This window comes from Alterotamlana spongicola (genome assembly GCF_035818475.1).
Classification (GTDB): Bacteria; Bacteroidota; Bacteroidia; order Flavobacteriales; family Flavobacteriaceae; genus Cognatitamlana.
Window position 1 is genome coordinate 1278719 of record NZ_JAYMGV010000001.1, and the last position, 13836, is coordinate 1292554.

A 13836-nucleotide genomic window follows, 5' to 3' on the forward strand; every position below is an offset into this window, starting at 1 on the left:
TTATGGGAGATAGTGTAAGATACTCAGATGCTGAGTTAGCAGAATTTAAAGAGTTAATCTCAGAAAAAATAGAAAAAGCACAACATGATTTAGAGCTTATTAAGAGTGCGTATATGAATGATCATAATAATGGTACAGAAGATACATCGCCTACATTTAAAGCTTTTGATGAAGGAAGTGCAGTAATGAGTAAGGAGTCTAATTCACAATTGGCCATCCGCCAGGAGAAGTTTATTCGTGATCTAAAAAATGCCCTTATCCGTATTGAAAACAAAACCTATGGTGTTTGCCGTGTTACAGGCAAATTAATTAACAAAAAACGATTAGAGCTTGTGCCTCATGCTACTTTAAGTATTGAAGCAAAAAACATGCAATAATCTAACAATAAATGATATATTTGAAACGTCTCAGTAATGGGGCGTTTTTCATTTTAGCACTTTTGTCGCCACGAGTTATCAAAAGGTCTTAAATCCAATACATGTCACTAAAAAAATCATTTTTTCTTATTGTGGTCATCTTACTGATTGACCAGGTTAGTAAAGTGTATGTTAAAACACACTTTATGCTTCATGAAAGTGTAGCTATTTTTAGTTGGTTTAAAATCTATTTTATAGAAAATGACGGCATGGCCTGGGGAACAAAACTTAGTGATTTTACCACGTTTATTTCAGATAGATCAGCAAAAGTAATTCTAACTTTATTTAGAGTGGTAGCTATATTTGGTATAGGCTATTGGTTATATGATGCCACAAAAAAGCAGGGTTCAAAAATTTTAATAATAGCCATAGCTTTAATTTTTGCTGGAGCTTTAGGTAATATTATAGATTCTGTATTTTATGGTGTTTTATTTGATGACAGTATCAGTCAGGTAGCTACATTTTTACCTGAAACCGGGGGGTATGATACCTTACTGTATGGCCGTGTGGTAGACATGTTGTACTTTCCGCTTATAGAAGTGGATTTACCCCAATGGGTGCCCTTTTACGGGGGGAAACGTTTTAACTTTTTCGAACCCGTTTTTAACGTAGCAGATATGGCCATAAGTACCGGGTTTATAATGCTTATTGTGTTCAATAAGAAGGCGTTTTCTAAAAGAACAGATATTTAGAAAATATCTGTTCTTATATTATATGGGTGTTAAAACTCATAGATAGAATATGGTGTTATACAATAATCCAATCCAATATCACTTTCAAAGACATCGGTAATCCTATCTTCAGCCTCAAAAAAGGACAAGCCAATTTTAATGGTGGCAGGTTTACATTTGGCTAAAAACCGATCATAAAATCCTTTACCATAACCAACACGGTGTCCTTGTTTATCAAAGGCTAAAAGGGGGATAAAAACCACGTCAATTTGATCATCTGTAATAGCTATACCATCTATAGGTTCAGGAATATGATATTTGTTTTTTTTGATGACGGTATTATCTGTTAGCAGAACATGGGTCATAGCCCCGGTTTTAAAATCACTTTTAGAAATAAGAACGTTTTTGTCCTTTCCGGAAAGGATATTTAAAATATATTCTGTATTAATTTCTTTCTGTTCTTCAATAGCTAAAAAGATGTGATAAAAGGAATGATTCCAAACGGGCAACCTTAAAAGTTGGTTTGAAATGGCTAAACTCAAATCCTCAATTTGATCTTTAGATAAGTCTTTACGTTTGGATTTATATATTTTGCGTAATTCTGATTTATTCATACCACTAGGTTTTGATCTCAACAGAGATGTGAAATAAAGCATCTCCCTGATAGACTATAGGGGATTCGTTTATATTTATAATATAACCGGCATGTCTGGCCCTGACAAAATAATTAAACTTACCATAAGGGTCTGTAATATTGCCCAAAATATCATCTTTTTCTACATGGGAACCAATAGGAGCAACAGCTTTGAACATACCAGAATATTTGGCGCGTAACCACTTACTTTCATTAATAAAAATACATTCTCTTTTGGGTTTAGTAGATTTAAAAACCGTTTTTAGCATGCCTAAATGTTTTAAAATACGTTTTGAACCGTTAACTCCTGAATTGGTAACTATATCATCAATATGAAACGATTTTCCGCCTTCAAAAAGTAATAAAGGCTTGCCTAGTTTAGAGCAGGTGGTTCTAAAGGATTTGGATAAGTTTTTAGAATAGAGCACGAAGGGAGGGCCAAAGGCTTTTGCTAATGCATTTAGATCGGTATGGTCTTTAGTATAACGTAATTGAGGTGCATTAAACCTATCAGAGCCGCCGGTATGAAAATCAATGATTAAATCAGCATGAGGGATGACTTCATGTATGAGCTTGTAGGCTACGCGTGCGGCCAATGAACCGGAAGGGCTACCGGGAAATACACGGTTTAAATCCCTGCCATCAGGAAATTCACGCTTTAGGTTTATAAAACCAAAGACATTGATTACAGGCATACAAATAATAGTGCCTGTTTTAGGCCGGTTAATACCTTTTGCTATAAGTTGTCTGACAATTTCAACGCCGTTGACTTCGTCTCCATGAATTCCGGCAGTAAACAATACCGTAGGCCCGGGCTTTTTTGAACGTTCAATAATAACGGGAACATTTACCGGTGTAGAGGTGTGTAAATTAGCAACATCAAAATTTACTTCTTTACTTTCTCCCGGGAGTACCTGTTCTCCTAAAATATGTAATATCTCAACTTTTGTCTTGGGCATTTATTTTGCGTTTTTTTCAATATATCTAATAATAGATTTGGCAATATTTCTCCCGGTGGCAGTTTCTATACCTTCTAATCCCGGAGTGGAATTGACTTCCAATAATAAGGGCCCTCTTGCAGATTGTAACATATCAACACCACAAACCGGTAGGTTTAAGGCACGTGAGGCATTCATAGCCAGTTTTAGCTCATCATGATTTAACTTGATAATATTTGCCGTACCGCCACGATGCAAATTAGAACGAAATTCTCCTTCTTTCCCCTGGCGTTTCATGGCACCAACCACTTGTCCATCTACAACCAATGCCCTGACATCTGAACCACCGGCTTCTTTAATAAACTCCTGAACAATGACTCTGGCCTGTAACCCGTTAAAAGCTTCTAAAACAGACTCAGCCGCATTTTTTGTTTCAGCTAAAACAACACCTAAACCTTGGGTGCCCTCTAATAGTTTTATAATAACCGGAGTGCCTCCAACATGTTCAATAACTTCTTCTACGTCTCTTGAATAATTGGTGAAAACCGTCTTAGGCATGCCAATCCCCGCTTTACTCAAACGTTGCAAACTTCTAAGCTTGTCTCTGGAGCGTTGAATAGCGTTAGAAGTTGCAATAGTAAATACACCCATCATTTCAAATTGTCTTACCACGGCGCAACCATAAAATGTTACAGAAGCACCAATTCTGGGAACTATGGCATCTACATAATTTAAATAACGGTCTTTATAATAAATGGTAGGCTTTTCTTTTTCAATAATGATATCACACTTAAGGGGATCTATAACCTCTATGCTGTGACCTCTTTTTTCACCTTCTTCAATAAGGCGTTCCGTAGAGTATAACTGCGGATTTCTAGATAGAATGACTATGTTCATTTTTTGGTATGTAATAAAGAAATACGTTCTAAATCTACGTGCTTCATCCGAGTTTAAAGTTAAGTGAATCTTATATGTTTTCCCAAAAAAAATGACTTTAGAGTTGCATTGCTTTTATCTGATCCTCTCAACACAAGATAAATCAGGTTCTGAAAGTTATATGTAATGGGAAATCTTAACATGTTTTATAACATAGAATGGGTTTATAAAAAAATTAAATAATTACCTTTACACTAATGGATACCCCCGATTTAGAGATACAATTAAAAACCCTGCCAAATCAACCCGGAGTTTATCAGTATTACGATAAAGAGGGTACTGTAATTTATGTTGGAAAAGCAAAAAACTTAAAAAAACGGGTAAGCTCATACTTTACTAAAAACCACGATTATGGCAAAACCAAGGTATTAGTAAAAAAAATAGCCAATATAAAACATATTGTAGTTGATACAGAGACAGATGCGTTGCTGTTAGAGAATAACTTAATAAAAAAGTATCAGCCCAGATATAATGTTATGTTGAAAGACGACAAATCATATCCATGGATTTGTATAAAAAAAGAGCGTTTCCCCAGAGTGTTTTCTACACGACGTGTTTTTAAAAATAGCGGAGAGTATTTTGGGCCGTATACCAGTGTTAAAACAGTGCATACATTACTTGATTTGATTAAAGGATTATATGCTCTGCGTACTTGTAATTACGATTTGGCGGAAGAAAAAATTAAAGCAGGAAAATATAAGGTCTGTTTAGAGTATCATTTAGGAAACTGCAAAGGGCCTTGTGAGGGCTATGAAACCGAAGAAGCATACAATGAAAACATAAAGGCTATAAAAGAAATTTTAAAAGGAAACTTCAAGGATTCATTATCACAGTTTAAAGCACAAATGAAGGCCTATGCTGAAAATATGCAGTTTGAAGAAGCGCAAAAGATTAAGGAAAAATTAGAAATTTTAGAAAACTATCAGGCAAAATCAACAATTGTAAATCCAAAGATCAGCAATGTAGATGTATTCTCTATAATGAGTGATGAGAGCTATGGGTATGTGAACTTTTTACAGTTGTCTTATGGTTCAATTATTCGTTCACATACACTGGAGATCAAAAAGAAGCTTGATGAAACGGATGATGTACTTTTAGAATTGGCCATCACAGAAATCCGGCAACGTTTTAACTCTAATTCCAAAGAAGTATATGTGCCTTTTAAAATAGATTTAGGTGAAAAAATAAAAGTGACAGTACCCAAGCTGGGAGATAAGAAACATATTTTGGATCTATCCCTAAGAAATGCAAAGTATTATAGAATGGAGCGTTTCAAGCAAATGAAAATAGTTGACCCGGACAGGCATGCCAATAGAATTATGGCGCAAATGAAAGCCGATTTAAGACTCTCAGAAGAACCAAGACATATTGAGTGTTTTGATAACTCAAATATTCAGGGTACTAATCCGGTAGCAGCATGTGTGGTCTTTAAAAATGGTAAACCCAGTAAAAAGGATTACCGACATTTTAATATTAAAACCGTAGAAGGGCCAGACGATTTTGCTTCAATGGAAGAAGTGGTTTACAGGCGTTATAAACGTTTGGTTGAAGAAGAGCAACCCTTGCCGCAACTTATAATTATTGATGGAGGGAAAGGGCAGTTATCATCAGCGTTAAAGAGCCTTGATATTTTGAATTTAAGAGGTAAAATTGCTATCGTCGGAATTGCCAAACGTTTGGAAGAATTATTTTACCCAAATGACCCAATTCCCTTATATTTAGATAAAAAAAGCGAAACACTAAAGATTATTCAGCAGTTGCGTAATGAAGCGCATCGATTTGGTATAGAACACCACAGAAACAGACGTAGCAAAAATGCATTGAATACAGAGCTGGAAACAATTCAGGGCATTGGAGAAAAAACGGTAGTGGAGCTGTTGAAACATTTTAAATCAGCTAAACGTGTTGCTAATGCCAAATTAGATGAACTGGAAGATGTTGTAGGAGCCTCAAGAGCTGAGAAAGTTTATAATTATTATCATGAGAAGTCACAATCATAAAGATTTGCCTTTTCGATGCAAGGAGAAACCCCATAAACAAAAGGTTTCATGTTTTAATGCCTATGCCAACATAACAAAAGTTTTTAGTTAAAGATACATTGAATTTAAAAATAGCCATATCATTCTTCTTTCTTTTCGTATTACATTCCGTAAATGCGCAAAACAAAATGCAGGACCCTAAACCAAAAGTAGGTTTGGTATTAAGTGGTGGTGGCGCAAAAGGATTAGCGCATATTGGCGTGTTAAAAGTGATTGATAGTTTAGGAGTAAAGATTGATTATGTTGCTGGCACCAGTATGGGAGCTATAATAGGGGGATTATATGCTTCAGGGTACTCAGGAAAGCAATTAGATTCTATATTTCAGGAAGTAGATTTTGATAACATTATTAGTGATAACCTACCAAGGGCATCCAAACCTTTTTCTGAACGAGATAATGCCGAAAAGTATGCTATAAAATTACCATTCAATAATTTTAAAATAAAGCTTCCCTCGGCGCTTTCTAAAGGGTATTACACCTACGGTATGCTGTTAAAACTATTGATTCATGTCAATGCGATAGATAAATTTAGTGAGTTGCCTATACCGTTTTTTTGTATAGCAACAAATATTGAAAACGGCCAACAGGTTATTCTGGATAAAGGGAATTTAACCCAGTCAATAATGGCAAGTAGTGCCCTGCCTTCATTATTTCAGCCCGTGGTAATTAATGATACTATTTTAATTGACGGAGGTGTGGTAAACAACTACCCTGTTAATGAATTGCGTGCCAAGGGTATGGATATTATTATAGGTGTTGATGTACAAGATGGATTGGCTACAAGAGAAGAGCTGGTTTCTGCCCCGGATGTTTTGCTGCAAATTAATAACTTCAGGACCATTAAAGATATGAAGTTAAAGGTTGGAAAAACAGATGTTTACATTAAACCAAATATTACAGATTTTAACGTCGTTTCTTTTAATGAAGGCCGCGAAATTATTGAAAAGGGTAAAGGAGCTGCATATGATAAATTAAGCGTACTTCAAAAATTAGTAAACAAAAAGCCTCCAAATGTGACTTCAAACCTGAGGCCAAAACCTATTGATAGTATTCAAATCAATAAAGTTACAGTAAAAGGGAATGAAAATTATACAAGAGCCTATGTTTTAGGGAAGCTCAAGATAAAAAATAATGAAAAAATAAGTTATACCGATTTTAATAAAGGTATAAATAACCTAGTGGCCACCAACAATTTTGATGCATTAGAGTATGAATTGAAAAGTATAGATGATAAGGAGGAGGGGTATAGCCTTCTGGCAAGTGTAAAAGAAACACAGGTGAATACCTTTTTAAAACTGGGAATTCACTATGATGATCTATACAAAAGCGCTGCCCTTGCAAACCTGACAAAAAAACATTTACTTTTTAATAATGATGTAGCTTCATTGGATATTATACTGGGGGATAATGTGCGGTATAACTTTGAGTATTTAATAGATAAAGGGTTTTATTGGAGTATAGGAATAAAGTCAAGATATAATCAATTTGATAAAAATATTAATGCAGAATTGATTTTGGATGATGCTCAGGTAACCAATACAGGCCTAAAAAAAATAGATGTAAAATTAAGGGATCAAACCAATCAGCTTTATGTGCAAACCTTATTTAGAAGAGATTTTTCTCTGAGTTTGGGCGGTGAACACAAAAGATTAGATATAGATACAGAAACCTTGTCCGGAGATGATGATGAAGATTTTCAGTTTGAGAATACAGATTATTTAAGCCTTTTTGGAAACCTTAAACTGGATACTTATGATAACAAATATTTTCCAAAAAAAGGGGTGTATTTTAATGGAAGTTTAAATTCATATCTGTATTCTTCCAGTGCAGGTAGTGATTTTAAGAATTTTTCAATAGCCAAAGCAGATATAGGTTATGCGTTTAGTATAACAGATAAGTTGGCATTTAATATACAGAATAGCGGAGGATTTAAGTTAGGAGATAAGTCTGATAGTGCATTAGATTTTGCTTTTGGAGGCTATGGAAATGATTTAATCAATAATTTTATTCCTTTTGTTGGGTATGACTTTATCTCTTTGATAGGAAATAGCTATGTAAAAGCGTCAGCTTTGATAGATTATGAGGTTTTAAAAAAACATCATATAACCTTAGAAGGTAATTGGGCAAATATTGATGATAATATTTTTGATACTGGAGAGTGGTTTACCCTCCCGGACTATAGAGGCTATGCGTTGGGTTATGCTATTGAAACTTTTGTAGGACCCATTCAGGTAAAATATAGTTATTCGCCAGAGCAAAAGAACAGCAACTGGTTTTTTAGTATGGGATTCTGGTTTTAGCACCCGGTTTGTTTTAATATAATAAGTTTACGATATTTGTGGTATTATGAAACTCTTCTGGAAAGACTTATTAGCATTTCTTCACTATCTCATTAAGAGAAATCCTGAATGAGTATACTTTTTGTATCTTTATAAGTATTAGTCAATTAGCGTTCTGAATTTGCTTTAGGGTGCTCTTAATTATTAATTTTAAAAATTTCAAAATATGCCTTTTTATCATAAATTAGGGAATATTCCACATAAAAGACATATCCAATTCAGGAAACCAGACGGGAGTTTGTATTATGAACAACTATTTGGAACTATAGGATTTGATGGGATGTCTACAAACAGTTATCATGAACAGCGCCCAACACAAGTAAAAGCCATTAAAAAGCAATACAGTGTTGCTCCCAAAATAGCTGTTTCAAACAATATAAAATCATATAGACTAGAAGGATTTAAAATAAAACCGGAAAAAGATTTTTTAGAAAGCCGGAAAACAGTATTGATCAATAGTGATTGTGCTATTATCTTGGCAGCACCCCAAGCCTCCACACATGATTATTTTTACAAAAATACAGATGCTGATGAATTGATTTTTATTCATAAAGGCACAGGGAAATTAAGAACTATGCTGGGGAATCTAGATTTTAAATATGGTGATTATTTATTAGTGCCACGAGGGATTATTTATAAAATCGACTTTGATACTGAAGACAATCGACTCTTTATTGTAGAGTCAAGACGCCCCATTTACACACCAAAACGTTATAGAAATTGGTTTGGACAATTGTTGGAGCACTCGCCGTTTTGCGAACGGGATATTAGAAGACCAGAAGAATTGGAGACTTATAATGAATCCGGAGATTTTCTTATAAAAGTAAAAAAACAAGATGATATCATAGAAATGGTTTACGCGTCACACCCCTTTGATGTGATTGGGTATGACGGGTATAATTATCCATATGCCTTTTCAATTCATGATTTTGAACCAATTACAGGTCGTATCCATCAACCACCACCGGTGCACCAGACTTTTGAAACAGATGCCTTTGTAGTATGTAGCTTTGTGCCTAGGTTATATGATTATCATCCACAGGCTATTCCGGCACCCTATAATCATAGTAATATTGATTCAGATGAAGTTTTATATTATGTCGACGGGGATTTTATGAGTAGAAATGATATAGAGGCAGGGCATATTTCATTGCACCCGGCAGGGATTCCACATGGTCCGCATCCGGGAGCAACAGAACGCAGTATAGGTGAAACGGAGACAGAAGAATTGGCAGTAATGGTAGATACCTTTAAACCGTTAATGGTTACAGAAGATGCTATAAAAATAACCGATGATAGTTATCATAAATCTTGGTTGGAATAGTACGCTGTTTGAGCTTTATAGCTTATAGACAATTTCAGTGATTACTTTAATTAAGGATAAAAAACAAATTAACAGATAAACTCATCCACATTTAAACAAAATTATCATGAGTAAAGACATAAAATCAGTAAACTACGGTTTAGAAAAAATATTTGAAGGGGCACAAGACTTTTTACCGCTTCTGGGAACAGATTATATAGAACTTTATGTGGGCAATGCTAAGCAAGCAGCTCATTTTTATAAAACAGCATTCGGATTTCAGTCGTTTGCTTACAGGGGACTTGAAACAGGCAGCAAAGAAACTGTTTCTTATGTGCTTAAACAAGACAAAATAAGATTAGTGCTCACCACACCGCTAAATTCTAAAAACCCTATCAATAATCACATTGTTAAGCATGGAGATGGCGTAAAAGTCATTGCACTTTGGGTAGACGATGCCAGAAAGGCCTATGAGGAGACTACAAGTAGAGGCGCAAAATCCTATATGGAGCCATTTGTAGAAAAGGATGAGTATGGAGAAGTGGTGCGAGCCGGAATTTGTACCTATGGAGAAACAGTGCATATGTTTGTAGAACGCAAAAACTATAAGGGCGTATTCCTTCCCGGTTTTGAAGAATGGAATTCAGATTATAATCCGGAGCCATTGGGTTTAAAATTTGTAGACCATATGGTTGGAAATGTAGGTTGGGGAGAGATGAATACCTGGGTAAAATGGTATGAGGATGTTATGGGATTTGAAAACTTTTTATCTTTTGATGATAAGCAAATCCATACAGAATATTCAGCTCTAATGAGTAAAGTAATGAGTAATGGTAACGGGCGTATCAAGTTTCCAATTAATGAGCCGGCAGAGGGCAAGAAAAAATCGCAAATAGAGGAGTATTTAGATTTTTATGAAGGCCCCGGGGTGCAGCATATAGCAGTAGCTACAGATGATATTATTTCAACAATAGAGGGTATGCGCGCAAGAGGAGTAGAGTTTTTAACCACACCTCCGGATACTTATTATGAAGCAGTTCCAAAACGCTTATTAGCCCATGACCACAAATTACGGGAAGATATAGAAACCTTAAAAACCTTAGGCATTATGATTGATGCCGATGAAGAAGGCTATCTGCTTCAAATCTTTACAAGACCGGTTGAAGACAGGCCGACCTTATTTTTTGAAATCATCCAACGTATGGGAGCTCGCGGATTTGGAGCCGGAAATTTTAAGGCCCTTTTTGAATCAATAGAAAGAGAGCAGGCAAGGCGCGGTACGCTTTAATCTAAATAATTAGGAAACACCTTATAGGTGATTTTAAAGATAGTTAGATTAAAGAAGGGCTTTGCTAACACATTATATTTATAAAAAAGCACCATCAATTTGTATGATGGTGCTTTTTATGTAACAAATTAATGTTAAGAACGTCATTTAGAAAGAAGCTGTCTGAAGTTTTTTTATATTTTTGGAACAGTAATTGTAATTCCCTAATTATAGGCAATAAAATCAGACAAAAATTGTTACATTACAATTACCCAATGAAAATGAAAAAAGTACTACTTATATGTCTTGTTATTGTACCCATGCAATTCGTTTTTGGGCAACAGGAACCTGCGTTTGATACCGGAGAATGGTTTAAATTTAAAATGAGCTATAGTAATTGGCTCAAAGCAGGTAATGCCACACTTACTATAAAAGAAGCAAAAATTAGCGATAAGGATGTTTATCATGTAGTAGGCAAAGGCTGGACTACAGGGATGATTAAATGGTTCTTTAAAGTAAAAGACAGATATGAAAGTTATTTTGATAAAGAAACTATTGTACCCTATAAATTTATTAGAAATATTGACGAGGGGGGTTATACCAAGGATATAGAGATTCATTTTGACCAAGAAAAGCACAAGGCTTTTGTAAATAACAAAAAGCATAAAACAAAAAAAACAATAGACACCAAACCCAATATTCAGGATATGGTATCCACATTCTATTATCTGAGAAACAATTTGGATACAGAGACTTTGAAAATAGGGGATGAAGTACAGTTGGATATGTTTTTTGATGAAGAAAATTACGGGTTTAAACTTAAATATCTTGGCGAAGAATCTATTAGAACAGATTTTGGAAAAGTAGAAGCTTTAAAATTTAGACCCTATGTAATGGCCGGGCGTGTTTTTAAAGAAGAAGAAAGTTTAACACTATGGGTTTCAAAAGACAAAAATAAAGTACCTTTGCGCATTAAGGCAGATTTAGCTATAGGCTCTTTAAGAGCAGATTTAGAGGCTTTTAAAGGTCTTAAACATCCTTTCAAAATAGTTGTAGATAATTAAAGGAATTTTGAGCGCTGATATTACCAAAAAAATAAAAGAAAAATACGAAGCTATAGACCAGGATGTTGAAACACATCTAGAAGGTTTATTACACAGTAAACCCATTAATTATTGGGATTATATTCAAACAGATGCCTTACTGAATCTTCAAATCCAACGTACCACTTTTCCAGATGAGAACGTGTTTATCATGTACCATCAAATCTCAGAACTTTTGTTCAAAATGATTTTGAGTGAAATTGAACAGGTGGCAAAGGCTGAACATATTACAACAGAAGTGTTTACAGACAAAATAATGCGGGTAAGCAGGTATTTTGATGTGTTGACCTCGTCGTTCAGTATTATGAAGGATGGTATGGATATAGAGCAGTACAATAAGTTCAGAACAACATTAACCCCGGCAAGCGGTTTTCAAAGTGCACAGTATAGAAAAATTGAATTTGCGTCTACAGAACTTATCAATCTAATAGATAAAAGGTTTAGAGAAACTATAGATAGAAATTCTTCATATGAACATGCCTTTGAGCATTTATATTGGCAAGCTGCAGGAAAGGATTATAAAACGGGGAAAAAGACCTATACTTTAACGGCTTTTGAAGAGCGGTATAAAGAAGAATTTATTAGATTTACCAAATTTTATCAAAATAACAATTTGTGGAGCAAATTTAAAGGACTACCTAAGGCTTCACAAAGCAATGAAAAGCTGATAAAAGCCATGCGGCATTATGATCATACCGTTAATATTAAGTGGGTTATAGCGCATTATAATACTGCAAATCATTATTTAAATATAGGAGGTAATACGGCAGAGGCTACAGGGGGAAGTGAATGGGTAAAATACATGCACCCTAAATATCAAAAACGAATATTTTTTCCAGATTTATGGACAGACCAAGAAATAGAAGCGTGGGGAACAGATGTATAGTGCAAATACTATTAATAGGGGTTGTTTTTTTAACAGCCTGTAAAGACGATGCAAAAGAAGACATACTGGCAGAAGAGATTATAGCTGTTGTTGAAGAGCCAAAAGATATTATTGAATTTGGTTTTAATTTAAACGACTTTGTGGTAAAGCGGGACACCATTAAAAAAGGCGATAGTTTTGGAGAAATATTAGAACGCAATAAAGTGGGGTATCCCCAAATATTTCACATTGCTGAAAAAGCAAAAGACACCTTTGATATAAGACAGCTTCAGATAGGCAAGCCCTATACCCTTTTGTGTTCAAAAGATTCGTTAGAACTTCCGCAGTCGTTTATTTATCAACCCAATTTAGAAGAGTATGTCGTTATAAATTTTAAAGATTCCATACATGCCTATACCAATAGAAAACCAATTACGTATGTAGAAAAAACGGCTACCGGTGTTATAAACAATAATATCTCTTTAACATTGGAAGAGCAAGGGTTGAGCCCAAGACTTGCTTATAAAATGGCCGATGAAATTTATGCGTGGACTATAGATTTCAGGCGCCTTCAAAAAGGCGATCGGTTTAAAGTGATTTATACGGATAAATATATAGATGATACTATTTATACCGGAGTACATAATATAAAAGCGGCCTATTTTGAACATAATAATGAGCCATTTTATGCTTTTGAATTTGAGACTGATTCGGTAAAAGGAATCATTGATTACTTTAACGAAGAAGCAAAAAACCTACGTCGTGCCTTTTTAAAAGCACCGGTAAAATTCAGCAGAGTATCTTCAAGATATAATTTAAAACGCCGAATAGCAGTTTATGGTTATAAGGTAAGACCTCATAAAGGTACTGATTTTGCAGCGCCTATAGGAACACCTATTATGGCTACAGCTAATGGTACGGTTACAAAAGCCAGTTATACCGGCGGCAATGGTAACTATGTGAAAATACGCCATAACGCTACTTACGAAACGCAGTACCTGCACATGAAAAAGCGGAATGTAAAAGTGGGGCAATTTGTTAAACAAGGCGATGTAATAGGCTGGGTAGGTATGACAGGAAATACAGGAGGGCCACATGTTTGCTATCGTTTTTGGGTAAATGGAAGGCAGGTAGATCCGTTTAAACAAAAACTACCAGAAGCAAAACCCATTTCAGATTCGTTAAAACTTGAATATTTAAAATTTATCAAGCCTATAAAAAGTCAGTTAGACAATATCCCGTTTGAGAGTACAGAAATTTTAGATGAGAAAACCTTAGAAGAGACACTAGAAGAAAAGAATAATTTAATTACACTTAACCTTTAA

General features: G+C 34.9%; 12 protein-coding genes. 9 read left to right on the top strand and 3 right to left on the bottom strand.

Annotated features, from left to right (window positions below; genetic code table 11):
- Nucleotides 1–2 precede the first annotated feature (2 nt).
- The gene (locus VOI54_RS05615; RefSeq protein WP_326281739.1) at nt 3–377 is read left to right on the top strand and encodes a TraR/DksA family transcriptional regulator; all 375 of its coding nucleotides are present in this window, start codon (nt 3–5) and stop codon (nt 375–377) included.
- A 101-nt stretch (nt 378–478) separates the two neighbouring features.
- Nucleotides 479–1108 carry a lipoprotein signal peptidase gene (locus VOI54_RS05620; protein ID WP_326281740.1) on the top strand — a complete coding sequence of 210 codons (630 nt, stop codon included), beginning with the start codon at nt 479–481 and terminating at the stop codon, nt 1106–1108.
- Between the two features lie 29 nt (nt 1109–1137).
- Here the strand turns inward: VOI54_RS05620 and VOI54_RS05625 are convergent, their stop codons facing one another.
- Genes VOI54_RS05625 through rimK form a run of 3 tightly spaced genes read right to left on the bottom strand, consistent with a single transcriptional unit; the run spans nt 1138 to nt 3556 of the window.
- Entirely contained in the window at nt 1138–1701 is a 564-nt protein-coding gene (locus VOI54_RS05625) for a 5-formyltetrahydrofolate cyclo-ligase (protein ID WP_326281741.1), read from the bottom strand.
- Between the two features lie 4 nt (nt 1702–1705).
- Complete coding sequence (locus VOI54_RS05630) at nt 1706–2680, bottom strand: succinylglutamate desuccinylase/aspartoacylase family protein (RefSeq protein ID WP_326281742.1); 975 nt, start codon at nt 2678–2680, stop codon at nt 1706–1708.
- Complete coding sequence (gene rimK / locus VOI54_RS05635) at nt 2681–3556, bottom strand: 30S ribosomal protein S6--L-glutamate ligase (RefSeq protein WP_326281743.1); 876 nt, start codon at nt 3554–3556, stop codon at nt 2681–2683.
- Between the two features lie 236 nt (nt 3557–3792).
- Between rimK and uvrC the strand changes: the two genes are divergently transcribed.
- The 7 genes from uvrC to VOI54_RS05670 all read left to right on the top strand — a co-directional run bounded on the left by uvrC (nt 3793) and on the right by VOI54_RS05670 (nt 13836).
- Nucleotides 3793–5595, top strand: a complete 1803-nt coding sequence (gene uvrC / locus VOI54_RS05640) for an excinuclease ABC subunit UvrC (RefSeq protein ID WP_326281744.1) — start codon at nt 3793–3795, stop codon at nt 5593–5595.
- 167 nt (nt 5596–5762) lie between these two features.
- Entirely contained in the window at nt 5763–7934 is a 2172-nt protein-coding gene (locus VOI54_RS05645; protein ID WP_326281745.1) for a patatin-like phospholipase family protein, read from the top strand.
- 205 nt (nt 7935–8139) lie between these two features.
- The gene (locus VOI54_RS05650; protein ID WP_326281746.1) at nt 8140–9297 is read left to right on the top strand and encodes a homogentisate 1,2-dioxygenase; all 1158 of its coding nucleotides are present in this window, start codon (nt 8140–8142) and stop codon (nt 9295–9297) included.
- 106 nt (nt 9298–9403) lie between these two features.
- Entirely contained in the window at nt 9404–10564 is a 1161-nt protein-coding gene (gene hppD, locus VOI54_RS05655; protein WP_326281747.1) for a 4-hydroxyphenylpyruvate dioxygenase, read from the top strand.
- 260 nt (nt 10565–10824) lie between these two features.
- The gene (locus VOI54_RS05660) at nt 10825–11607 is read left to right on the top strand and encodes a DUF3108 domain-containing protein (RefSeq protein WP_326281748.1); all 783 of its coding nucleotides are present in this window, start codon (nt 10825–10827) and stop codon (nt 11605–11607) included.
- 7 nt (nt 11608–11614) lie between these two features.
- The gene (locus VOI54_RS05665; RefSeq protein WP_326281749.1) at nt 11615–12532 is read left to right on the top strand and encodes a tryptophan 2,3-dioxygenase family protein; all 918 of its coding nucleotides are present in this window, start codon (nt 11615–11617) and stop codon (nt 12530–12532) included.
- Nucleotides 12490–13836 (top strand): peptidoglycan DD-metalloendopeptidase family protein, encoded by a 1347-nt coding sequence (locus VOI54_RS05670; protein WP_326281750.1) that lies wholly within the window; start codon nt 12490–12492, stop codon nt 13834–13836. Before VOI54_RS05665 ends, VOI54_RS05670 begins: the two co-directional genes overlap by 43 nt.